22 protein-coding genes are annotated in these 22,597 nt (G+C 41.3%); 18 read left to right on the forward strand and 4 right to left on the reverse strand.

Annotated features, from left to right (window positions below; translation table 11 throughout):
* Window positions 1–4: 4 nt before the first annotated feature.
* The 5 genes from H148_RS0112715 (at window position 5) to dnaG (ending at window position 5,628) form a co-directional block, all read left to right on the forward strand.
* Complete coding sequence (locus tag H148_RS0112715) at window positions 5–982, forward strand: polyprenyl synthetase family protein (RefSeq protein WP_029035145.1); 978 nt, start codon at window positions 5–7, stop codon at window positions 980–982.
* Between the two features lie 155 nt (window positions 983–1,137).
* Window positions 1,138–1,707, forward strand: a complete 570-nt coding sequence (locus H148_RS0112725; RefSeq protein ID WP_029035146.1) for an RNA polymerase sigma factor — start codon at window positions 1,138–1,140, stop codon at window positions 1,705–1,707.
* Window positions 1,688–2,410, forward strand: a complete 723-nt coding sequence (locus H148_RS0112730) for a hypothetical protein (protein ID WP_029035147.1) — start codon at window positions 1,688–1,690, stop codon at window positions 2,408–2,410. The genes H148_RS0112725 and H148_RS0112730 overlap by 20 nt, the downstream gene beginning before the upstream one ends.
* A 61-nt stretch (window positions 2,411–2,471) precedes the next feature.
* Window positions 2,472–3,500, forward strand: a complete 1,029-nt coding sequence (locus H148_RS0112735) for a hypothetical protein (RefSeq protein ID WP_029035148.1) — start codon at window positions 2,472–2,474, stop codon at window positions 3,498–3,500.
* Between the two features lie 175 nt (window positions 3,501–3,675).
* Window positions 3,676–5,628: a DNA primase gene (gene dnaG, locus H148_RS0112740; RefSeq protein WP_029035149.1), complete on the forward strand. Its 1,953-nt coding sequence runs from the start codon at window positions 3,676–3,678 to the stop codon at window positions 5,626–5,628.
* Here dnaG and H148_RS0112745 read toward each other — a convergent pair.
* Together H148_RS0112745 and nadE are read right to left on the reverse strand one after the other, a co-directional pair.
* Complete coding sequence (locus H148_RS0112745; RefSeq protein WP_029035150.1) at window positions 5,621–6,259, reverse strand: response regulator transcription factor; 639 nt, start codon at window positions 6,257–6,259, stop codon at window positions 5,621–5,623. The genes dnaG and H148_RS0112745 overlap by 8 nt on opposite strands.
* 138 nt (window positions 6,260–6,397) lie before the next feature.
* The gene (gene nadE / locus H148_RS0112750; RefSeq protein ID WP_029035151.1) at window positions 6,398–7,186 is read right to left on the reverse strand and encodes an NAD(+) synthase; all 789 of its coding nucleotides are present in this window, start codon (window positions 7,184–7,186) and stop codon (window positions 6,398–6,400) included.
* A 104-nt stretch (window positions 7,187–7,290) separates the two neighbouring features.
* Between nadE and gldB the strand changes: the two genes are divergently transcribed.
* A complete protein-coding gene (gene gldB, locus H148_RS0112755) occupies window positions 7,291–8,250 on the forward strand; it encodes a gliding motility lipoprotein GldB (RefSeq protein WP_029035152.1) in 960 nt (319 codons plus the stop codon).
* Window positions 8,250–8,588 (forward strand): gliding motility protein GldC, encoded by a 339-nt coding sequence (gene gldC, locus H148_RS0112760; protein ID WP_029035153.1) that lies wholly within the window; start codon window positions 8,250–8,252, stop codon window positions 8,586–8,588. The genes gldB and gldC overlap by 1 nt, the downstream gene beginning before the upstream one ends.
* 169 nt (window positions 8,589–8,757) lie before the next feature.
* On the opposite strand, the gene yihA is transcribed toward gldC, so the two are convergent.
* Both yihA and H148_RS0112770 read right to left on the reverse strand, forming a co-directional pair.
* Complete coding sequence (yihA, locus tag H148_RS0112765) at window positions 8,758–9,366, reverse strand: ribosome biogenesis GTP-binding protein YihA/YsxC (RefSeq protein ID WP_029035154.1); 609 nt, start codon at window positions 9,364–9,366, stop codon at window positions 8,758–8,760.
* 5 nt (window positions 9,367–9,371) lie between these two features.
* Window positions 9,372–10,136: an alpha/beta fold hydrolase gene (locus tag H148_RS0112770; protein ID WP_029035155.1), complete on the reverse strand. Its 765-nt coding sequence runs from the start codon at window positions 10,134–10,136 to the stop codon at window positions 9,372–9,374.
* 287 nt (window positions 10,137–10,423) lie between these two features.
* On the opposite strand from H148_RS0112770, the gene mraZ reads away from it, so the two are divergent.
* The 11 genes from mraZ to H148_RS0112830 are packed head-to-tail and all read left to right on the forward strand — an operon-like array spanning window position 10,424 to window position 22,596.
* Window positions 10,424–10,897 carry a division/cell wall cluster transcriptional repressor MraZ gene (mraZ, locus tag H148_RS0112780; RefSeq protein ID WP_029035156.1) on the forward strand — a complete coding sequence of 158 codons (474 nt, stop codon included), beginning with the start codon at window positions 10,424–10,426 and terminating at the stop codon, window positions 10,895–10,897.
* Entirely contained in the window at window positions 10,884–11,783 is a 900-nt protein-coding gene (gene rsmH / locus H148_RS0112785) for a 16S rRNA (cytosine(1402)-N(4))-methyltransferase RsmH (protein WP_029035157.1), read from the forward strand. Before mraZ ends, rsmH begins: the two co-directional genes overlap by 14 nt.
* A gap of 1 nt (window position 11,784) precedes the next feature.
* A complete protein-coding gene (locus tag H148_RS0112790) occupies window positions 11,785–12,102 on the forward strand; it encodes an FtsL-like putative cell division protein (RefSeq protein WP_029035158.1) in 318 nt (105 codons plus the stop codon).
* On the forward strand, window positions 12,102–14,108 hold the full coding sequence (locus tag H148_RS0112795; RefSeq protein ID WP_029035159.1) for a penicillin-binding protein: 2,007 nt from the start codon (window positions 12,102–12,104) through the stop codon (window positions 14,106–14,108). Before H148_RS0112790 ends, H148_RS0112795 begins: the two co-directional genes overlap by 1 nt.
* On the forward strand, window positions 14,105–15,568 hold the full coding sequence (locus H148_RS0112800) for a UDP-N-acetylmuramoyl-L-alanyl-D-glutamate--2,6-diaminopimelate ligase (RefSeq protein WP_029035160.1): 1,464 nt from the start codon (window positions 14,105–14,107) through the stop codon (window positions 15,566–15,568). Before H148_RS0112795 ends, H148_RS0112800 begins: the two co-directional genes overlap by 4 nt.
* A gap of 27 nt (window positions 15,569–15,595) precedes the next feature.
* The gene (mraY, locus tag H148_RS0112805) at window positions 15,596–16,837 is read left to right on the forward strand and encodes a phospho-N-acetylmuramoyl-pentapeptide-transferase (RefSeq protein ID WP_029035161.1); all 1,242 of its coding nucleotides are present in this window, start codon (window positions 15,596–15,598) and stop codon (window positions 16,835–16,837) included.
* Window positions 16,837–18,198 carry a UDP-N-acetylmuramoyl-L-alanine--D-glutamate ligase gene (gene murD / locus H148_RS0112810; RefSeq protein ID WP_051286448.1) on the forward strand — a complete coding sequence of 454 codons (1,362 nt, stop codon included), beginning with the start codon at window positions 16,837–16,839 and terminating at the stop codon, window positions 18,196–18,198. Before mraY ends, murD begins: the two co-directional genes overlap by 1 nt.
* 27 nt (window positions 18,199–18,225) lie before the next feature.
* A complete protein-coding gene (locus H148_RS0112815) occupies window positions 18,226–19,434 on the forward strand; it encodes an FtsW/RodA/SpoVE family cell cycle protein (RefSeq protein WP_029035163.1) in 1,209 nt (402 codons plus the stop codon).
* The gene (gene murG, locus H148_RS0112820; RefSeq protein WP_029035164.1) at window positions 19,431–20,534 is read left to right on the forward strand and encodes an undecaprenyldiphospho-muramoylpentapeptide beta-N-acetylglucosaminyltransferase; all 1,104 of its coding nucleotides are present in this window, start codon (window positions 19,431–19,433) and stop codon (window positions 20,532–20,534) included. Before H148_RS0112815 ends, murG begins: the two co-directional genes overlap by 4 nt.
* Window positions 20,535–21,890, forward strand: a complete 1,356-nt coding sequence (murC, locus tag H148_RS0112825; RefSeq protein WP_029035165.1) for a UDP-N-acetylmuramate--L-alanine ligase — start codon at window positions 20,535–20,537, stop codon at window positions 21,888–21,890. It abuts the gene before it with no gap.
* Window positions 21,880–22,596, forward strand: coding sequence for a cell division protein FtsQ/DivIB (locus tag H148_RS0112830; protein ID WP_029035166.1), 717 nt, complete (start codon window positions 21,880–21,882; stop codon window positions 22,594–22,596). The genes murC and H148_RS0112830 overlap by 11 nt, the downstream gene beginning before the upstream one ends.
* Window position 22,597 lies beyond the last annotated feature (1 nt).

Here is a 22,597-nt window from a genome sequence, read left to right on the forward strand (position 1 = left end):
CCTTATGAAGGTAATTTCCAAAATAAAGCTGCCGGTAGAAAAGGAGATGGAACTTTTTGAAAAAAAGTTCACTCAGTCGATGTCTTCGAAGGTTGCCCTTTTAAACAGGATCACTCATTTTATAGTAAATCGCAAGGGTAAGCAAATGCGGCCCATGTTCGTTTTTCTTGTCGCAAAAATGGTTGCAGACGGGAAGGTGAACGAACGCACCTATAGGGGAGCCTCTGTTATTGAGCTTATTCATACTGCTACCCTGGTTCATGATGATGTGGTGGACGATTCTAACCGCCGCCGCGGATTCTTTTCCATAAATGCGCTTTGGAAAAATAAGATCGCCGTACTGGTGGGAGATTATTTGCTTTCAAAGGGACTTCTGCTTTCTATTGATCATAACGATTTTGATTTACTGAAAATCATTTCTGTCGCTGTAAGAGAAATGAGCGAAGGTGAATTGCTGCAGATTGAAAAGGCGCGGCGCCTGGATATAACTGAAGATATTTACTACGAGATCATAAGACAAAAAACTGCTACCCTTATAGCGGCTTGTTGCAGCCTCGGGGCAGCCTCAGTCCAGCCGGATTCTCCTGAAGTAGAAAAAATGCGTCACTTTGGAGAACTTATAGGCATGGCTTTTCAGATCAAGGATGATCTTTTTGATTACGGAAATGAACGAATAGGAAAGCCAACTGGCATTGATATCAAAGAGCAAAAAATGACTCTTCCGCTTATTTATGTGCTGAATAAAGTTCCTGCCAAAGAAAAGGCATGGGTGATAAATTCGGTCAAAAACCATAACAAGGATAGTAAGCGAGTGAGAGAAGTGATCAATTTTGTTAAGGACAATGGTGGTTTGGACTATGCCGTTGCCAAAATGAAATTATTTCAACAAGAGGCGCTGGCCTTACTGGAAGAATACCCTGTCTCTCCTTATAAAGACTCTCTTATTCTTATGGTCAATTACGTTATTGAGCGTAAAAAATAGATCTAAATTCACTTTTTTTAAATGGATTTTAGAGATTTGAAAGTAATCCAGCGAATAGAAGAAGCTAATCTTCAAAAAAATTTCTCAGCCTCAGGCAACCTTTTGTAACTTTCACGCGTCTATGTTAATAGAAGGCCTTTAGAAAAGCAAAGCAGGTGAAAGTAATTCAACTCTTTAAAAATGATTTTCATTTAATAAAACGTGCAGCCGCGGGAAACCGGCAGGCACAACGAAAGATCTATGAGAGGCATTCCGGAAAGATGCTCAGCGTTTGTCGGCAGTATGTAAAGGACCTTCAGCATGCAGAAGAAGTAATGCTCAATGGATTTTTCAAGGTGTTCACTCACCTGGAAGATTTCAGGAATGAGGGCAGCTTTGAAGGCTGGATGCGCAGGATCATGATTAGGGAAGCAATTTCTTTTCTTAGAACAAATAAGCGCTCAATGTTTGCTGAAGATGAGGTACCTGAAAACACCGATTTTTCATACTCCTTTACTGCCGAATTTAATGCGGCACACATACAGGAGTTGATCGATGGTTTGCCGGAAGGTTATAAAATGGTGTTTTTGATGTATGCCGTAGAAGGCTACAAGCATCAGGAAATTGCAAAAATCCTGAATATTTCTGAAGGTACTTCTAAATCACAGCTTTTTAAAGCGCGAAAAATGTTGCAGCAAAAACTGGAACAGGAAAACAAGACAGTATATGGAACCGGAAAAATTTGAAAATAATATCAAAAAGGTGTTCGGAGAGAGGGAGATAAAACCATCTTCTCAAAGCTGGGAACAACTCAAGCAGCGCCTGGAGAAAAAAGAAGGAAAAAAGCGGCCTTACCTGTTATGGGGAGCATCGGCTGCAGCCATTGCTGCAATCTTCTTTATTTTGGGTGCTTATTTCAATGCGCCAATAGCTTCGGAAGAGTCTCAATTGGTGGAGCAAACACCTAAAAATAAGGTATTGGAGGAAAAAGTTGTGGAGCCTGAGGTGATCCAATTGGCTACTTCAGAAAGTGGAGTGAAAACTCAAAAGTCTGAAACAGAGAAAAAACCTTCAGCAGAAAGCCCTGCCAAAAATGCCATTTTTGAAACCCCATTTGGGAGGACTACTGAAGAAGAAGATCTACTCGCTTCAGAAATTACTTCTGAAGTACCTGAAGTTGTTAAGTCAGAAAGTGAATTGTTGCTCGCAGAACGGAAACCTGAAATATCTGAGATGTCACCATCCGAAGTTAGTGACCTCGAAGTGGAAGCCCTTCTACTATTGGCCACTGCCGAATTGAAGTCTGATCCTGCCTTTACAATTAATTCAAATGAGTTACTGCACCAGGTGGAATATGAACTGGAACAGTCATTCAGACAAAAAGTTTTTGAAGTAGTAAAAGAAGGGTTTTCCAAAGCGAAAACTGCAGTCGCAAACCGTGATTTCTAATAAAATTTCATCAATCAATCAATTAACGGACTTCTTTTAGAAGTCCATAAAAATCAAAACCATGAAAAAAGTTACATTTTTAATGCTCTTTACATTCTGTTCTTTCATTATTAATCCTGCTATTGCACAGGAGCAATCACATCGGGAAAAGATCGAACAGCTGGAAAAACAAAAGGAACAGATCATCACTGAAGAGAAAGAAGCTCTTAAAAAAGAAGTGGAAGCTATTAATAGGCGTGCCGAAGCAAAAGAAATTGACTGGGAAGAGGCCGAAAGACTTAAAAGTGAGGCCGCCAAAAAACATGCTCTGAATATTCAGAACAGGGTAGCTATTATCGATAACCAGATTGCACTGCTAACCCGGGAAGAGGAAAACGAAGAGTGGTCCTGGGATGATGAGGAGGAAGGTGGCAGTGAAGATGACGACCACTGGTATAATAAGAGCCACTACAGTCGTACCTCCACTTATTTAGTAGTTGCTGCGGGATTTAATAATGCCCTAACCGAAGGTCAGTCTATTAATGATTCTGATTTTAAGGTTGGCGGTAGCCGATTTTTTGAAATTGGAATAGCATGGAAAACCCGGGTGTTTGAACACAGTAATTTTGCACGATTACTCTACGGATTTTCTTTTCAATTCAACGGTCTGAAACCGACAGATAACAGGTATTTTGTAGAGGAAGATGGACAAACGCAGCTTGTGGAGTATCCTCTTGAACTGGATAAATCGAAATTTAGAATGGATAACCTGGTCTTTCCTGTTCATTTTGAATTTGGTCCATCAAAAAAGGTTGAAACCCCCAGAAGTGTTTGGTTCTCCACCCATAATAAATTCAAAATCGGTTTAGGAGGTTACGCCGGAGTGAATCTGGGAGAGCGTCAAAAATTAAAATTTGAGGAAAATGGAGAAGATGTCAAACAAAAATTAAAAGGAGATTACAACACTAATGATTTTATTTATGGACTTAGTGGTTACGTAGGTTTTGGAGGTACAGCACTATATGTGAAGTATGATTTAAACCCTATTTTTAAAGATCCCAATCCGGAGTTGCACAACATTTCTGTAGGGATACGATTTGATGCAATTTAAAAAGCAGTCATTTTTTAAAAGAGCTTTTTAAGGAGGTAAAATTGTCATCCTGATTCATTTCCGGATCTATCAGTCCGTTGATTGGGGAGAAGCTATAACAACTTTAGCTTGACGATATATCCTTTTTAAAAGGCTCTTCTTTTTGCGTACATTTGAAAAATTTCCACCACAAATTTTGATATCAAAAAGCACCATAGATAAAGTTTTTGAATCCTCCCGGGTCGAAGAGGTGTTGGGGGATTTTGTCAATTTAAAGAAATCGGGCAGCAACTACAAAGGCCTTAGTCCTTTTAGTGAGGAGCGTACCCCTAGTTTCATGGTCTCTCCTGTAAAGCAGATATGGAAAGACTTTTCCAGCGGAAAAGGAGGGAATGTGGTGGCCTTTTTGATGGAACACGAACATTTTACTTATCCCGAAGCTATAAAATACCTGGCTAAAAAGTATAATATAGAAGTTGAAGAAACCGAGCAGAGTCAGGAGCAAAAAGAGCAGGCAGATGAGCGGGAGAGCATGTTTCTGGTGTCTGAATTTGCCGCAAAATATTTTCAGAACAATTTGCTTAAGAACGAGCTGGGAAAAGCTATTGGACTCAGTTACTTCAGGGAACGCGGATTTACCGATGAAACTATAAAGAAGTTTAGTTTAGGCTATTGTCTTGATGATTGGAATGCTTTTACTAATGAAGCTCTGGCAAAAGGTTACAAGCTTGAATATCTGGAAAAGACCGGACTTACTATTGTTAAAGAAGATAAGCAGTTTGACAGGTTCAAAGGGAGAGTAATGTTCCCAATCCAATCCATGAGTGGTCGAGTTCTGGGATTTGGAGGTAGGATTCTAACTAATGATAAAAAAGCAGCAAAATATTTAAATAGTCCAGAAAGTGAGATCTACCACAAGAGTAAGGTGCTTTATGGGATCTACCATGCAAAACAGAGTATTGCCAAAGAAGATAACTGTTATTTAGTAGAGGGATATACAGATGTGATCCAATTTAATCAGGCCGGCATTGAAAATGTTGTTTCCTCTTCGGGTACTGCTTTAACTCCCGAGCAGATTCGGCTTATTAACCGGCTTACCAAGAATATTACTGTGCTTTTTGACAGCGATGCTGCGGGCCAGCGGGCATCCATTCGTGGAATTGACCTTATTCTGGAGCAGGGGATGAATGTGAAAGTTTGTGCCTTTCCGGAAGGGGAAGATCCCGACAGTTTTGCAAAGAAAAATTCTGAGGAGGATATCAGGCTGTACCTTCAGGAAAATTCTAAGGATTTTATCAATTACAAGGCTTCTTTGCTGATGGAGGAGGCAAAGAATGATCCTGTTAAAAAAGCTTCGCTCATTCGGGATATGGTTAGCAGTATTTCGAAGATTCCCGATAATATTCAGCAGGAAGTTTATGTACAGGAGACATCCCGAATCATGGATATTTCTGAAGAAGTGTTGTTTACCACTCTTGCCCAACTTAGCGGTAAAGGTTCAGGAAAACCTGCATCTAAAAAAACGAAGCAGTTCGAAGTAGTAAGAGATGATCCCACTCCGCGGGTGAAGGTCGATGAATTGTATGTGCTGGAACGCACAATTATTAGTCTTTTACTTCATTATGGGATGATGGAAGAGGATTTTGAAGATCTGGTAGTAAAGGTAGATGAGAAGGGGGAGATTTCCCTGGAGCCGGAGATAGTGAGGGCGAAGGTGTATGAGAAGATCTTTCTTGATCTTCAGGAAGATGAAGTGGCTTTTGCGAATGAACATTTCCAGAAGATCTATCAAATGGTCATTAAAAAATACAACGAGGAAGAAGAATTTTCCATTGACACTTTTATAAATGAGTTACCTCCGGAAAATGCTTCGGAAGTAACCGGCATTTTAATGGATGAAGAACAGTACGTGCTTCACGACTGGGAAAGGATGGATATTTTTGTAAAGGGGAAAAAAGCTGAAATTGGCCGCCTGGTAAATGAAACCATTCTGGCTCTAAGGAGGTATTTGGTGAACAAGAAAATAAACGAGCTCAATCGAGAAATAAAAGAAGTCCCTCCCGAAGAATCAAATGGGATCCTGCAGGATATAATGGATTATATTTCCCTTAAGAAAGTCCTGTCGGGAAAACTTAACCGGGTTATGTAGGCCGTATTTGTAACAAACGTGATTGATTAATCAAATCTGCCAGATTATCTACTCTTAATTTCTTCAGCAGTCTTGTCTTATAGGTGCTTACGGTTTTTTCGTTGATATCTAGAGCCTCGGCAATATCTTTATTTCGTTTTCCTGTGGAAAGTAAATTGAGGACTTCAATTTCCCTTGTAGAGAGCTTTTTGTAGCGGCTTACGAGGTTATTGGATCTGGTGGTTCCCGAATTGATCTTTTCACTTATCTCTTTGTTGAGGTAAATTCCTCCCCTGGCAACCTGATGGACTGCTTCTGAAAGGATATCTGTAGAAACAGTTTTTGAAAGATAAGCAGCGGCCCCCGCTTTTATAGAATTTAAAGCATACATTTCCTCGGGATGACAGCTAAGAATAAGGATCTTAATACCGGGATTTTCAGATTTTATAGTTCTAAGGGCGGTAATACCATTTATTTCCGGTAGATCGATCTCCAGGATCAAAACGTCTGGATTTCTGGTTTTTAAAGCCCGGAAAAGATCCTTCCCATTAGTCACTTTTCCTACTACTTCATACACTCCTTCTTTCTCCAAAAGGGAAGAAATCCCCATGCGGGTTATGGGATGGTGGTCTGCTATTAGAATTTTAGTCATTGTTTGAATTTTAGCACAAGAAACCTATTCAGTTATGTAACATAACCGCCTGATTATTAGTTTGAATCGTAAAATTAGGGGGAGAATGAAATTTACTGCCTTATTCTCTCGAAAAATAATTTTTTCGATAAAGTGCAATTATTTCAGGTCAAGAGGTATTTCACATACCGGAATGGGTACCATTTTGTGTTTATTAGCGCTATGACGCATATTGTAGATTCTAAAAACTTCCTGCTGGCGACCTGAAAAATCTTTTTCAGTTTTTCCTGCTTCAGCTTCCTTCATAGCCCATTCGAGCTCGTCGTAGGAAGCTCCAATCTGGTCCTCATCACTTCTACTGTCGCCAAAAAGACCGTCTGTAGGAGCGGCAATTACAATGCTGTCGATCACATCAAGTTCTCTTGCAATTTCGTAGACGTCACTCTTCATAAGATCTGCAATGGGACTTAGGTCAACCCCGCCATCACCGTATTTAGTGAAGAAACCTACGCCAAAATCTTCTACTTTGTTACCTGTGCCTGCTACCAGGTAGTTGTGTAGTCCGGCAAAATAATATAAAGTAGTCATACGCAATCTGGCACGAACGTTGGCCAGGGCAAGATGCAGCTTTGGACTTTCCTCAACCTGGGGCATTGTTTGGGCAAATGTGTCAAAGGTGTTTGTGAGATCTACCTCTACATCGGTCACATTGGCAAACTTCTTTTTCAAATTCATTATATGCTCACCGGCCCGGGTAACCTGCGCCTGTGACTGATGAATTGGAAGTTCAACACAAAGAGTTCTCATTCCCGTTTTGGCGCAGAGGGCAGAAACAACTGCAGAATCTACACCTCCACTTATTCCAACTACAAAACCGTTCATTTTAGCATTAGAGGCATATTCCTTTAGCCAGTTTACAATATGGTCAATTACTTGCTTAGTTTTCATAATAGTTGGTCTGTTTGTGCCGGAAACAATATCTTTGTTAACAAATATAGCTTTTCAGCCTAGTTTGCCGAAATAGCTCACGTTAAACCATTCTTAATTTGCTTATGCTCAAAAGACTCCTAATTATTTTCTTATTTGCAAGTCTTTTTTCTTGTGTAGAAGATGACGGGAGAGAAGAAGAAATTGCAGCTATTTCCATAGATATGGAGGTTGAAAGGTTTGATCAACGCTTTGCAAATGCTACGGCCGATAGTCTTCCCTCTCTAAAAAAAGATTTCGCGTTCCTCTTTCCCCGGCAGTATCCCGATATTCTTTGGGTGGAAAAAATGAATGATACCATCCAGTTAGAACTCAATAAAGCTGTGGCTGCCGAATTTCCCAATTTGGACGAAACGGAAGAAAATCTTGAAAGGCTTTTTCAGCATATAAAATATTATTTTCCGCAGCGCAAGATTCCAAAGGTGGTAACATTGACCAGCGATGTGGATTACCGCAACCAGGTGGTATGGGCAGATTCCCTGCTGTTGATTGCTCTTGATACTTATTTGGGTATGGATCATCCACTTTACACAGGTGTTCAGGATTATATAAAAAAGGAGATGCAAAAGGAACAAGTTACAGTTGATGTTGCCGAAGCATTTGCACAAAATGTGGTACCGCGACCCGCTTCCCGGGATTTCCTTGCGCACATGATCTACTACGGAAAAATCCTCTACCTGAAAGACCTGCTCATCCCTTTTAAGACCGATGCGCAGAAAATGACTTATTTACCACAGGAAATGGAATGGGCCGAAGCCAATGAGGAACAGGTGTGGAGGTACTTTGTGGAACGGGAACTGCTTTATTCGTCAGATTCCGACCTTCAAACCAGATTCTTGTACCCGGCACCATTTTCAAAATTCTATCTGGAGCTTGATGCTGAAGCCCCTCCTCGCCTGGGGCAGTTCATAGGCTGGGAAATTGTAAGACAATACATGGAGAAAAATGATGTTTCTGTAGAAGAGATGGTCCAAACAGATGCAGCAACAATTTTTAAACATTCAAAATATAAACCTCAAAAGTAATGGCAATAGTAAAGAAATCTAACATCAATATAAATGTAGCCCTTGATGAGAACCGCGTGCCCGAAGAACTCCACTGGAGTGCCGAAGACGGGGGAGTGGAAAATCAGGAGGCTAAGGCAATGCTGCTGTCCATGTGGGATGGAGAACAAAAGGAAACTTTAAAGATTGATCTGTGGACAAAAGATATGCCCATGGATGATATGAAAATATTTTTCCATCAAACCCTTGTCACCATGAGTGACACCTTTTATCGTGCTACACAGGACGATAAGATGCGTGATACCATGAAAGATTTCTGTGATTTCTTCGCAGATAAAATGGAGATCAAGAAAGAGTAAAAAGTAATCAGTGTTCGGTGGTCAGATCAGGGGGGACTTACTGGATTCAGGCTCTGTAGGAACTTGATAAGTAGGGGGTTAGTGCCGAGAAACCTTTGTCAATACGCAGCTCAAAATTCGGGTAGCATGGCCTTAATATAAGACCTTTTAAAAAGGGCCTTTTTGAAGCCTATTTCTGCGGAAGCAAATTTTCATTAATGCCCTGTATATATTCCAGCACTTCTTCCCGACCCTTGCCGCTGGCTGAGGAGGTAACAAAATACTGAGGCATTTCGGTCCAGGTTTGGAGCATCTCGGCCTGGTAGTCATTAATGTTTCTTTCCAAAGCTTTTGGTTTCATTTTATCGGCTTTGGTAAAGATGATGCAAAAAGGCACCTGATGCTCCCCCAGCCATGACATGAACTCCAAATCTATAGGTTGAGGTTTATGGCGACTGTCAATAAGCACGAAAGCACAAATCATTTGCTCCCGCTTCTCAAAGTACTGCGTAATGAACTTCTGAAAAGTCTTCTTAGCCGATTTTGACACGCGGGCATAACCATAACCGGGCAAGTCAACCAGATACCAGCTTTGATTGATCAAAAAATGATTTATTAGCTGAGTTTTTCCCGGCCTGCCCGAAGTTTTTGCAAGGTCTTTACGATTTGTGAGCGAATTAATAAGTGACGATTTCCCCACGTTACTTCGGCCTATGAAAGCATATTCCGGCAATTTTGTATCAGGACACTTGGAAACATCAGAATTACTGATGACAAATTCGGCCGATTTGATTTTCATAAGATTTAGTATTTACGGGCAGTCAACCACCGGTAAAGGATCTCGTTAAAAGCATCGGGATGTTCCATCATGGCTGCATGGCCACATTTCTCTATCCAATAGAGGTTGGAATCGGGTAACAGGCGATGGAAGTCCTCTGCGACTTCGGGCGGAGTCACGTTATCATTACGTCCCCAAATAATACAGGTGGGGGTTTGCATTTTTGGAAGATCTTTTGACATGTTATGGCGAATAGCACTTTTCGCTATGGCGAGCGTCTTGATCAACTTATTACGGTCATTTACTGTCTCATAAACGTCATCAACAATTTCTTTGGTCGCCACTTTAGGATCATAAAAAACATTTTCGGCTTTTTTCCGAATGTATTCGTAATCTCCTCTTTTAGGATAGCTTTCTCCCATGGCGCTTTCATATAGACCGGAGCTACCTGTAATGACAAGAGCTTTTATGGATTCAGGATATAGTTTGGTGCAAAGCAATGCTATATGCCCACCAAGAGAATTTCCCAGAAGGATCACCTTTTGAAATTTCTTGTGATCTATAAATTCCTTGAGGTATTTTGCAAAAGTGGCAACACTGGTCTTAAGTAAGGAAAGTTCATATAAAGGTAACTTGAGCAGGACAACCTTGTAACCGTGTTTCGGGTAAAAATCAAGGACGCCTTCAAAATTGCTCAGGCCTCCCATTAACCCGTGTAGGATTATTATTGGTGTTCCTTCACCTTCCTCCACATAACTAAATTTCCCTTCTTCCCGTAGATTATTTTCCATTGATGCCTTTGCTGTTAGCTTCGCAAATATAATGATTTCCTTACAAGTATATTGATTTTACCGAAGCTGCCATAATTTTCTCCTCTTCAAATTTCAGATTTTTAATTCCACCAGACTAATCCTTAACAGGTTTTTTTTAACAAAATGAAATTACAACTGAAACTGCTTCAAGTAGTTGGTATAGCAGGCACTAATGGGTCAGGAAGTGGAAAATTTATTAACAATGTGGTAAAAAGTGGTAAAATGTGGTTTAAATTTCGATATATTTGAATCTGTAAACTATAGGAGTGGTAAATCTCATTGGTACATATGAATGTAAAGTAGACGCTAAGGGCCGTTTGATGGTTCCTGCGCCTATGAAGAAGCAACTTGTGCCAATTCTACAGGATGGTTTCGTACTTAAACGTTCTCTTTTTGGGAACTGTCTTGAGCTTTATCCTATGGCACGTTGGAATGAAGTAATGCAGGAGGTGGGAAAGCTTAATCGCTTTGTTAAAGAGAATATGGATTTTATAAGGAAGTTTACCGCAGGCGTTAAACTTGTCGAAGTTGATGCAAACGGCCGACTTCTTATACCAAAAGATTTAATCCGAATTGCGGGAATCAATAAAGAAGTAGTGATCGCTTCTCCAATCGATATCATCGAGATATGGGATAAGGAAGAATACGAGAAGGCAATAGATACTCCGCCCGAGGAATTTGCCGAACTCGCCGAACGTGTAATGGGTAATAAAAGTGCCGAAGGAAATGAGTTATCATAATCCTGTTTTGCTGAAGGAAAGTGTTGACGGGCTGAATATTCAGCCTTCGGGCGTTTATGTGGACGTCACATTTGGCGGCGGCGGGCATTCCCGAGAGATTTTGAGTCGGCTTGGACCTCAGGGAAAGCTTTATGCTTTTGACCAGGATAAGGATGCTCTGGAGAATAAGATCGATGATGAAAGGTTCACTCTTATTAATGAGAACTTCAGGTTTGTGAAGCGTTTTCTGCGATTCTATAATGTGAAGAAAGTTGATGGAATACTTGGCGATTTCGGAGTTTCGTCTCACCAGTTTGATGTGGCCGAAAGAGGTTTTTCAACCCGATTTCAATCCAGACTTGACATGAGAATGGATCAGGGTAGCAGTCTTAGCGCATTCGAAGTAGTGAATAATTATGAGGAAAAGCAACTCAGAACTGTGCTTTTCAGCTATGGAGAATTGAGAAGCGCTCCTAAAATAGCCAGAACCATTGTCACTGCCCGAAAGGAAGGGGAAATTGCTACGAGTGAAAGATTAAAAGAAGTTTTGCAGCCTTTTTTACCGGCAGGACGGGAACACAAGGTACTTGCCCAGGTATACCAGGCAATAAGAATAGAAGTGAATCAGGAAATTGAGGTTTTAAAAGAGTTCCTCTTGCAAACCGAGAATCTATTGAGGCCTGGAGGCCGGCTTAGTCTTATTTCCTATCACTCCCTGGAAGACAGGCTGGTGAAAAGATATATAAGAAGTGGCATGTTCGAAGGCGAACCTGAAAAGGATTTCTACGGAAATATTTCAGTTCCTTTTCAAAAAGTGGGAAAAATGATCGTGCCTTCTTCCGAGGAAATTAAAAAGAACAATCGTGCCCGGAGTGCAAGATTAAGAATAGCCGAAAGAATCGAGTAACATGAAAAAGAGCTTATACAATATCCTGAAAGGGAAATTTCTAATAAGTAACGATGCCTTTAACAACTGGCGTTTTATTCTTTTCTGTACGCTGCTGGCAATTTTCATGATTGGTAGTTCTCATAGTGCAGAGCAAAAAGTTCATGAGATAGCAAGGCTAAATGATGAGGTGCTGGAGTTAAGGACAGAGTTTCTGGATGGCAGGTCGAACCTGATGAAGCTCAAAATGGAGTCAACAATTACCAGGAGAATGGAAGCGAAGGGAATTAAACCTTCAGATGTTCCTCCTACAAAAATTATAGTTAGAGAAAAAGAATAATGGCAACAACCGAGAAGCACATACTATATCGCATCTATGTTGTAGCAGGTCTAATGTTCCTGTTGGCAGGTGCTGTGGGCTTTAAGCTTCTCAATATCCAGGTAGTTGAGGGAGAAAACTACCGGGAGATAGCCGAGGAGCGTACTTATCGCAATTTTGTAATTCCGGCAAACCGGGGAAATCTATATGACACCAATGGTAATTTACTGGCAACTTCGATTCCCAAATACGATATAAGATTTGATGCGGTAACAGTTTCAGATAAAAATTTTCAGGAAAATGTGGGCCCCCTTGCAGAAGAGCTTGCCAAAATGTTTGGCGAATCCTCTTCCCGTTGGGTGCAAAAACTTCGGTCTGCCCGTGTTAATAAACATCGCTACCTGCTTATTGCACGTAACCTTGGGTATTCAGAATACATCAGGGTCAAAAATTTTCCAATGTTTAAACTGGGTTCTAACCGGGGAGGAATTATTGTGGAGCAAAGAACGGTTCGGGAGCATCCTCTTGGAAAAATGGCCGAGCGCACCGTGGGATATGAGCGGCAGGATGACAGCGGCTACTATACCCGTGTGGGGCTGGAAGGAGCCTTTGGGCCTTATCTTCGAGGGAAAGAGGGAAAACGTCTTAAGCAACGTATTGCTAAAGGGCAGTGGAAACCTATCAGCGATAACAATGAAGTAGAGCCTAAGGATGGTTATGATTTAATTTCTACGATTGATGTGAAGATCCAGGATATTGCTCATCATGCCTTGCTAAAGCAGCTGGAAAAATATGAAGCCGATCATGGTTCTGTAGTGGTAATGGAAACTGAAACCGGGGAGATCAAGGCGATCTCAAACCTTGGCCGCACCTCCAAAGGAACATACTTTGAAAAATTAAACTATGCAGTGGGCGAAGCTCATGAACCCGGTTCTACCTTTAAGTTGATGGCAATGGTGGTGGCTTTGGAAGATAAGATGATCGACACCAGTACTGTGGTTGATACAGAAAAAGGTCAGATGATCATTCACCGTAGAAGAGTGCGTGACTCCAAACACGGCGGCTACGGAAAGATTTCTGCAGGAAAGGCTTTCGAGGTTTCTTCAAATGTAGGGATCGTCAAACTTATTTATGAAAATTATAAGGATCAGCCTCAAAAATTCGTGAACCGCTTAAAAGCCATGCATCTTGATGAAAATCTTGGTCTTGCCATTAAGGGAGAAGGAGTTCCTTACATCCCCACCCCAGGAGATAAAACCTGGAGTGGATTATCCCTGCCGTGGATGGCCTACGGCTACGGAAGTATCCAGATCACTCCGCTGCAAACGCTCACCTTTTACAATGCCATAGCCAATGGAGGTGAAATGGTAAAGCCACGTTTTATTAAAGAAGTAAAGGAGTGGGACAAGACTATCGAAAAATTTGAAAAGAAAATCATTGATCCCCAAATATGTAGCCCCGAAACAGTTGCAAAAGTCACAGATTTATTAAAGAATGTTGTGGAGCGGGGAACAGGAAAGAGCCTGTATGATCCTAATTTTTCAATGGCCGGTAAAACCGGAACTGCACAAACAGAATACTGGAAAGAAGGCTGGGCGCAGAATCCGCAATATATTTCTTCATTTGTTGGATTCTTCCCGGTGGAGAATCCTAAATATTCCTGTATCGTGGTAATCCATAAACCTGATAACAAAGTTGGATACTACGGGGCCGACGTTAGCGGACCTGTCTTTAAAAGAATCGCACAAAAGATCTTCACAGATACTCCGGTGCTCGATGAATTCGAGACTTTGGAGACCGTGAATCCTGTTATTGAAAAGAATTACGAGAAATATTTTACCACAGCCAGGAACCTTGGTGAGGTGATGCCAAATCTTATGGGACTGCCTGCTATGGATGCAGTTTCTCTTTTGGAAAATCTGGGAGTCAAGTATGAACTTTCCGGGAATGGAGAAGTTAGTCAGCAATCTGTAAAACCGGGTACAAGGATCGGAGAAGGCCAGGTGATAAAATTAAAATTAAGTTGATCTATTTAAAAGACATATTATACAGGGTTTCTTTGGAGGCAGTTGTTGGCAATACCAACATCGCAGTCAATGAAATCCATTTTGATTCGCGAAAAGTGAGATTCAATGATGTATTTGTGGCCATTCGTGGTACCCAAACAGATGGTCACGACTACATTGAAAAAGCCGTAGAACAGGGTGCACTAGCAGTTGTTTGTGAGGAAATGCCAAAGACGATCGTCAATGGTGTTTCCTATGTTAAGGTTAAGAATTCGCAGCAGGCTATGGCTTACATGGCCGATAACTTCTATGAGAATCCTTCAGGAAATTTAAAGCTTGTAGGGGTAACAGGAACTAATGGAAAAACTACAGTTGCGTCTCTCCTGTACCAGTTATTTACTAAAGCAGGATTTAAAGTAGGATTGCTTTCTACCGTGAATGTTATGGTGGGAGAGGAGAAATTTCCTGCTACGCATACTACACCAGATTCCCTTACCATCAATTCTTATTTAAAAAAGATGAATGAAGCGGGGGTGGAGTTTTGTTTTATGGAAGTGAGCTCTCACGGAATTGCCCAACATCGCACGACCGGATTGAAATTCGCCGGCGGAATTTTCACCAATCTTACTCACGAGCACCTCGATTACCACAGCAACTTTGCAGAATACAGGGATGTCAAAAAAGCCTTTTTTGATCAGCTTCCTGCTTCAGCTTTTGCTTTGACAAATGGCGATGATAAGAATGGAGGAGTAATGCTTCAGAATTCAAAAGCAAATAAATATACCTACGCTCTCAAATCTGTAGCCGATTATAAGGCGCAGATCCTGGAGAATAGTTTTGGTGGAATGCTACTGAAAATCAACGAGCAGGAAGTTTGGACCAAACTAATTGGGAGTTTTAATGCATATAACATTCTGGCGATATACGCAGCTTCAGAATTACTTGGATTAACAACCCTGGAAAGCCTGAAGTACATCAGCGAACTTAATGCCGTAAGCGGGCGTTTTCAGTATCATATTTCCGAAGGGAAAATCACTGCAATTGTGGATTACGCTCATACGCCAGATGCTTTGCAGAACGTACTGGATACCATTAACAGCATTAGGACCAAGAATGAAGAATTGATCACTGTAGTTGGGTGTGGCGGAGATCGTGACCGCTCAAAAAGGCCAAAAATGGGTCACATTGCCTCGGCTCTTAGCACCAAAGTGGTTTTTACCAGTGATAACCCCCGCACCGAGGATCCCGATAAGATCATCGAAGAGGTCGAGTCCGGGGTGGAACCTCAAAATTTTAAAAAAATAATGTCGGTTACCAGCAGGCTGCAGGCTATAAAAACTGCCTGCCAGCTGGCAAATAAGAATGATATCATCCTCATCGCCGGGAAGGGTCATGAGACTTATCAGGAGATCAACGGAGTTAGAAAAGATTTTGACGATTTCAAGATCGTAAGCGAATATTTAAAGGAACTGAAAAAATAATTTCTCCAGCAGGGAAAGTCAAAGCATATGTTATACCATCTGTTTGAATATCTTGAAGATGCCTACACCTTTCCGGGGGAGAGACTATATCAGTATATCTCCTTTAGATCGGCTGTAGCAATCATTCTTTCTTTGGGGATTTCGACTATTTATGGAAAGAAAATCATCAATTTTCTTCAGAAGAAACAGATTGGAGAGAGCGTAAGAGACCTTGGATTGGAAGGGCAAAGCCAGAAAGCGGGCACTCCAACCATGGGAGGCTTAATTATTATTATTGCCACTCTTATTCCGGTATTGCTCGTGGCTAAGCTCGACAATATTTATGTCATCCTGTTGATCGTAACCACGCTGTGGATGGGAGCTATTGGTTTTCTGGATGATTATATCAAAACCTTCAGGAAAGATAAAGAAGGTCTAAAAGGCATTTTTAAAGTGGTAGGCCAGGTTGGACTTGGACTCATAGTAGGTGCTACACTTTATTTTCATCCGGATATTACGATAAATGAGAATCCGCAGTTGCCCGGAAGTGCAAATGCCGTAGAGCTAATTTCATCTGCTGAGAATCCTGTCACCACTTCTGTGGAAGAAAAATCTACCAAGACCACCATTCCATTCGTAAAAAACAATGAATTGGACTATGCAGATTTAATTACCTGGATCAATCCTGAATGGGCGCAATACGCGTGGCTAATCTTTATTCCTATTGTAATTTTCATCGTGACTGCTGTTTCAAACGGAGCTAATCTCACCGACGGGATTGACGGACTCGCAGCCGGAACCTCCACTATTATAGTGCTTACCCTTGGGATTTTTGCATGGGTATCTGGTAACATTATATTCTCAGATTATCTTGATGTGATGTACATCCCGAGGACAGGAGAGATGACAATTTATATTTCGGCTTTTGCCGGAGCTTTAGTAGGATTTCTTTGGTACAACACTTTTCCTGCACAGGTTTTTATGGGAGATACCGGAAGTCTTACAATCGGTGGAATTATTGCCGTGCTTGCTCTTGCGACAAGAAAGGAATTGTTGATTCCAGTTTTATGCGGAGTTTTTCTTATTGAAAACCTTTCGGTAGTAATGCAGGTGGGATGGTTTAAGTACACCCGAAGAAAATACGGGGCAGGAAGAAGGATCTTCTTAATGTCGCCTTTACATCATCATTTTCAAAAGTCAGGATTTCACGAAAGTAAAATCGTAGTGAGATTTTGGATCATTGGGATCTTTTTGGCGATAGTAACCATTGTAACTCTTAAGATTAGGTAATGGCAGGAGGAAGAAAAAATAGAGACCGTAATTTTCTTGTCATCCTTGGAGGAGGCGAGAGTGGTGTGGGTACTGCCATCCTTGGAAAAAAGGAAGGCTTCCGCGTATTTGTTTCAGATAAAGGAAAGATAAAGGATCAGTTCAAGGCTCAGCTTAATGCACATGAAATAGACTGGGAAGAAGAGCAGCATTCCGAAGAAAAAATATTTGAAGCCGACCTGGTAATGAAAAGTCCGGGAATACCTGACGATGCCCCCCTCGTCAGCCGGCTAAGAGGAAAGGGAATACCAGTAATTTCTGAAATTGAATTTGCCTACGCTTTTACTAATGCAGTACTGGTAGGAATTACCGGTAGTAATGGTAAGACTACAACTACCATGTTTGCACATCACCTTCTAAAGGAAGGCGGATTAAATGTTGGAATGGCAGGTAATGTGGGACAAAGTTTTGCCAAACAAGTTGCCGAAACAAATGCAGACCATTATGTATTGGAGCTTAGCAGCTTCCAGCTTGATGGAATAGAGAAATTCCGGCCGCATATTGCAGTGTTAACTAATATAACTCCAGATCATCTTGATCGTTACCGGCATGACTTTAACCAGTACATCGCAAGTAAGTTCAGGATTGTAATGAACCAGACAGACCAAGATTATTTTATATATGATGCCGATGATCCCGTGATCACAAAATGGCTTAAAGAAAACCCGATACAGTCCCAAAAATTGCCTTTTTCACTCCGGGAGGAATTTGAAAAAGGAGCTTTTATAAAAGATGAACAACTTATTGTACGTACAGAAAATTCAGAAATGACCATGCCAACATCAAATTTAACCCTTGAAGGAAAACACAACGCCAAGAATGCGATGGCCGCAGCTACAGTTGCACAATTATTACGCATTAGAAAAGAGACTATAAGACAGAGCATGGAGAGTTTTCAGGGGGTGGAACATCGGCTTGAAAAGGTCCTTAAAATAAATAACGTTCAATACATCAACGACTCTAAGGCTACCAACGTGAACGCCACGTATTACGCCCTGGAAAGTATGGAATCTGAAACCATTTGGATTGTAGGCGGAGTTGATAAAGGAAATGAATATGCCGAATTGCTGCCGTTGGTAAATGAAAAAGTGAAAGCGATAGTTTGCCTTGGGATAAACAATGAACCTATTTTAAATGCTTTTGGAAATTGTGTTGATCAAATTTTTGAGACACGATCAATGGAAGAAGCTGTGCAACAGGCCTACAAGCTTGCCGAAAAAGGAGATGCAGTTCTATTGTCGCCGGCTTGTGCAAGCTTTGACTTATTTCAAAATTACGAAGACAGGGGTAGACAATTCAAAGAAGCAGTAAGGAATCTTTAAAAATTAAAGTGTGAAAAAGGGTAAATAATGACAGGATTTTTTTCAAGAATAAAAGGTGATAAAACTATCTGGGCTTCGGCCGGACTGCTGGCGATATTTTCGTTTCTTCCGGTTTACAGTGCAAGTAGTAACTTGGCTTACCTGTACGGTGACGGCAGTACGTTCCCGTACCTGGTAAATCATTTTATTTACCTGTTTCTTGGTTTTGTGATCATGTTCTTTGTGCACAAAGTGCCATATCATTATTTTGTGGGCCTTTCAATTTTGGTGCTACCCATTCTTATTCTGCTGCTGGCTTTTACGGTGTCCCAGGGAATGGTGATTGACGGGGCCAATGCCAGCCGGTGGGTGACTATTCCCTTTATAAATAAAACATTTCAGACTTCTACCCTGGCATCGGTAGTTTTATTGACTTATGTGGCGAGGTACATGGCAAAAATGAAAGATAAAACCTTCACTTTTAAGCAGTCTGTTCTCCCGCTTTGGATACCTGTAGCCCTGGTGCTGGGACTTATTTTACCTGCCAATTTTTCGACCACCGCAATTTTATTTCTAATGGTCCTGCTGGTGACTTTTATTGGTGGGTATCCATGGAAATATTTGCTTGGTATTATTGGTGCGGGAATAGTGGTACTATCAATTTTTATGTTGACAGCCAAAGCTTTTCCGGGACTTTTCCCTAACAGGGTGGATACATGGATAAGCCGGGTAGAAAATTTTACGAATGATGAAGTTACTGAAGGGGACTATCAAATTGAATATGCCAAAATAGCTATTGCAAGCGGTGGCGTAACCGGGCAGGGCATTGGGAAAAGCGTGCAACGCAATTTTCTTCCGCAATCTTCTTCAGATTTTATTTATGCGATTATCGTAGAAGAAATGGGATTAATTGGAGGAATAGGAGTAATGCTTGCATATCTACTTCTGTTTTTCAGGATAATTATTGTGGCCACAAAAGCCAATTCTGTTTTTGGAAAATTACTGGTTATTGGTGTAGGCCTGCCTATAATTTTTCAGGCTTTGGTGAATATGGCTGTTGCGGTCGAATTGTTCCCGGTCACGGGACAAACTTTGCCGCTTATAAGTAGTGGAGGTTCTTCAATTTGGATGACCTGCCTGGCACTTGGAATGGTGTTGAGCGTAAGTGCCAAACGGGAAGAAGAACTTCAGGAAAAAGAACAGGTAACAAAGGCGGATGAAGATAATCCGCTGGAAATTTTAAGCGAGGCAATATGAAAAATCAATTGAGAGTGATCATTTCTGGTGGAGGTACGGGAGGACATATTTTTCCTGCTATTTCTATTGCCAATGAGTTAAAACTTAGATATCCCACATGTGAGATTTTATTTGTGGGGGCAGAGGATAGAATGGAAATGCAAAAAGTCCCCGAAGCGGGCTACAAGATCGAAGGTCTGTGGATAAGCGGTTTTCAACGTCGCATGACGGTTAAAAACCTGCTCTTTCCGGTTAAACTTGTAAAGAGTTTGTGGAAGGCGCGGGATATTCTCAAAAGATTTCAGCCAGATGTAGTTATTGGTACCGGCGGTTTTGCCAGCGGTCCATTACTGCAGATGGCAAATAGAGAAAACATCCCGACTTTGATCCAGGAACAGAATTCCTATCCGGGGATTACTAATAAACTCCTGGCAAAGGGAGCTAACACTATATGTACGGCTTATCCAAACATGGGAAGGTTTTTTCCTGAAGAGAAGATCGTCCTTACGGGCAATCCTGTACGGCAGGATCTGCTCAAGGTGGAAGAAAAGCGGGAGGAGGCTTTTGAATTCTTCGGAATTGATCCTTCAAAAAAGACGGTACTGGTACTTGGCGGAAGCCTGGGTGCTCTTAAGATCAATCAATTGGTAGAGGATCACCTGAAGGAGTTTGAGAAACACAACCTTCAGGTGCTTTGGCAAACCGGAACGTCATATTTTAATGATTATAGGAAATACGCTGAACTTGAACACATCCAGACATTTGCATTTTTGAAGAGGATGGACCTGGCTTATGCTGCGGCAGATATTATCATCTCCCGTGCCGGCGCAGGAACAGTTTCTGAATTATGCATAGTTGGTAAGCCGGTAGTTTTTGTTCCGTCACCAAACGTGGCCGAAGATCACCAGACCAAAAATGCCATGGCACTGGCCGAAAAGGATGCCGCTGTAGTATTGTCTGAAAGTCATTTAGAGCAAGGATTTAGATCGATCTTTTTTCCGCTGATGGAGTCCGACGAGAAGATGTCAAGTTTGGCAAGAAACATCAAGAAACTGGAAAAGCCGTTTGCAACGGCAAATATTGTTAATGAAGTTGAGAAATTATTGACCACCTGGAGGTAAATGAGGCATTACGATAACATAAAAAATATTTATTTTATAGGCATTGGCGGAATCGGGATGAGCGCCCTGGCGCGTTATTTCAATGCTTCAGGCAAAAAAGTGGCGGGTTATGACCGCGGCCGTACAGAACTTACGCGGCAACTGGAGCAGGAAGGCATAGAAGTTATAACTTCAGAAAAAGTGGAAGACCTGCCCGATTATATTCAGCAGGACAGAGAATCACTCATAGTTTATACTCCGGCTATTCCGAAGGAACATTCGCAATATCTCCATTTTACAGCCGATAGCTATACGATGGAAAAGCGGGCTGCAGTGCTGGGAAATCTTACAAAAGAACATTTTACACTTGCGGTTGCCGGTACACATGGTAAGACTACGACCAGTACCATGCTGGCACATTTGCTGAAGGAAACAGGATTTCAAATTACAGCATTTTTGGGAGGTATAGCAGAAAATTATCATTCTAATTTAATTCTTGACGGGAACCAGGCAATGGTGGTGGAGGCCGATGAGTTTGATCGTTCGTTCCTGCAGTTGGTACCCAATATCGCAGCCATTACTTCCATGGATGCAGACCATCTCGATATCTACGGAGAAGATGCCCAGATCAAGGAATCATTTAAAGCCTTTGCACACTTAGTACCCGAAGGTGGAAAGCTTTTTTATGCCAATGGTTTACCATTAGAGGGTACATCTGTTGGAGTTGACGATGATGCCGATGTTGCAGCGGTCAACATAGTTGTCAAAAATGGCAGTTATTACTTTGATTTAAGAACAAAAGAGAAGATTTATACAGGCTTTGAACTCAGTCTTCCTGGGAAACATAATTTACAGAACGCAGTCACAGCTTTGGCAATGGCAATTGAATTCGGTGCCCCCCCCGAGTTCCTTGCCAATGCTTTGGCTTCATTTAAAGGTGTTCAGCGAAGATTTTCCTATCGTATTAGACGGGAAGATATGGTGCTCATAGATGACTACGCACATCATCCTGCAGAGATCTCGGCGATACACCAGGCCGTTAGGGAAATGCATCCGGGGAAGAAGGTTTTAGCGGTTTTTCAGCCACATCTCTTCAGTCGTACAAGAGATTTTGCTGAAGCCTTTGCAGAAAGCCTCAGCCTCTTTGATGAGTTGCTGCTGCTGGATATTTATCCGGCAAGGGAGAAACCTATTGAAGGAATTACTTCAGAATGGCTTCTGAAGATGGTCAGAAATGACAAAAAAGGACTGGTTTCTAAAGAGGAAATTTCCGAAGCGATTAAGGGTAAAAATGCTGAAGTTGTGGTGCTTATGGGTGCAGGTGATATAGGGGAAGAAGTAGAGAAAATACGTAAAGAACTGGCAGGTGAAAATTAACTGGAATTACATAAAAACATTCTTGCTCATTGGCGTTGTGTTCTTTTTATTTGCATTCGCCGAAAAGCGCAATAGCGCACGGGTTCTTTCCGAAGTTAATCTGAATTTTACCAATAGCGAAAACTTGTATCTCACTGAAGAAGCGGTTAATAAATTGTTAATAGTAAATGAGGTGAAGGTTAAGAGCATAGGCAAAGAAACTTTAGATTTGAGTAGGGTGGAGACCCTGCTGGAATCTCATGAAATGGTTGAAAGTGCAGAGGTTTTTCTCACAATTGACGGGAAAATGGGAGCAGAGATCACGCAAAGAAAACCATTAGGACGGGTGATGGCCAGTGCGCCTTTTTATATTGACAGACAGGGATATAAAATGCCTTTGTCAAAATATCATTCTGCCCGTGTGCCGTTAGTGACCGGAGTGAATGAGAAAAATCTTGTTGAAATACATCCACTTATGAATTATATCAATAATGATGAATTTCTCACAAGGCATGTAACTCAACTTAATCGTTTGCCAAATGGCAAGTTCGAGATTTACTTGCGGCAACTTGATTTTGTGGTGGTTTTTGGCGAAGTAAAGGACATCGAAAAAAAATTTAAAAATTTTAAAGCTTTTTATCAGAAGGCATTGAAGGATAAGAAGCTTGACGCATATCAAAAAGTGGATCTACAATTTGGCGATCAGGTTGTATGCACTAAAAAGTAAA

The sequence above is a fragment of the Salinimicrobium terrae DSM 17865 genome, from assembly GCF_000424665.1.
In the GTDB taxonomy this organism is placed as follows: Bacteria; Bacteroidota; Bacteroidia; order Flavobacteriales; family Flavobacteriaceae; genus Salinimicrobium; species Salinimicrobium terrae.

Bases quoted from the DNA above. Each gene is read 5' to 3' on its own strand.
- H148_RS0112770 (WP_029035155.1), bottom strand. From the start codon at position 10,136: ATGGAAAATAATCTACGGGAAGAAGGGAAATTTAGTTATGTGGAGGAA.
- mraY (WP_029035161.1), top strand. From the start codon at position 15,596: ATGTTATACCATCTGTTTGAATATCTTGAAGATGCCTACACCTTTCCG.
- murC (WP_029035165.1), top strand. From the start codon at position 20,535: ATGAGGCATTACGATAACATAAAAAATATTTATTTTATAGGCATTGGC.
- gldC (WP_029035153.1), top strand. From the start codon at position 8,250: ATGGCAATAGTAAAGAAATCTAACATCAATATAAATGTAGCCCTTGAT.
- H148_RS0112795 (WP_029035159.1), top strand. From the start codon at position 12,102: ATGGCAACAACCGAGAAGCACATACTATATCGCATCTATGTTGTAGCA.
- murD (WP_051286448.1), top strand. From the start codon at position 16,837: ATGGCAGGAGGAAGAAAAAATAGAGACCGTAATTTTCTTGTCATCCTT.
- nadE (WP_029035151.1), bottom strand. From the start codon at position 7,186: ATGAAAACTAAGCAAGTAATTGACCATATTGTAAACTGGCTAAAGGAA.
- gldB (WP_029035152.1), top strand. From the start codon at position 7,291: ATGCTCAAAAGACTCCTAATTATTTTCTTATTTGCAAGTCTTTTTTCT.
- H148_RS0112730 (WP_029035147.1), top strand. From the start codon at position 1,688: ATGGAACCGGAAAAATTTGAAAATAATATCAAAAAGGTGTTCGGAGAG.
- murG (WP_029035164.1), top strand. From the start codon at position 19,431: ATGAAAAATCAATTGAGAGTGATCATTTCTGGTGGAGGTACGGGAGGA.
- H148_RS0112790 (WP_029035158.1), top strand. From the start codon at position 11,785: ATGAAAAAGAGCTTATACAATATCCTGAAAGGGAAATTTCTAATAAGT.
- rsmH (WP_029035157.1), top strand. From the start codon at position 10,884: ATGAGTTATCATAATCCTGTTTTGCTGAAGGAAAGTGTTGACGGGCTG.
- H148_RS0112715 (WP_029035145.1), top strand. From the start codon at position 5: ATGAAGGTAATTTCCAAAATAAAGCTGCCGGTAGAAAAGGAGATGGAA.
- H148_RS0112815 (WP_029035163.1), top strand. From the start codon at position 18,226: ATGACAGGATTTTTTTCAAGAATAAAAGGTGATAAAACTATCTGGGCT.
- H148_RS0112745 (WP_029035150.1), bottom strand. From the start codon at position 6,259: ATGACTAAAATTCTAATAGCAGACCACCATCCCATAACCCGCATGGGG.
- H148_RS0112735 (WP_029035148.1), top strand. From the start codon at position 2,472: ATGAAAAAAGTTACATTTTTAATGCTCTTTACATTCTGTTCTTTCATT.
- yihA (WP_029035154.1), bottom strand. From the start codon at position 9,366: ATGAAAATCAAATCGGCCGAATTTGTCATCAGTAATTCTGATGTTTCC.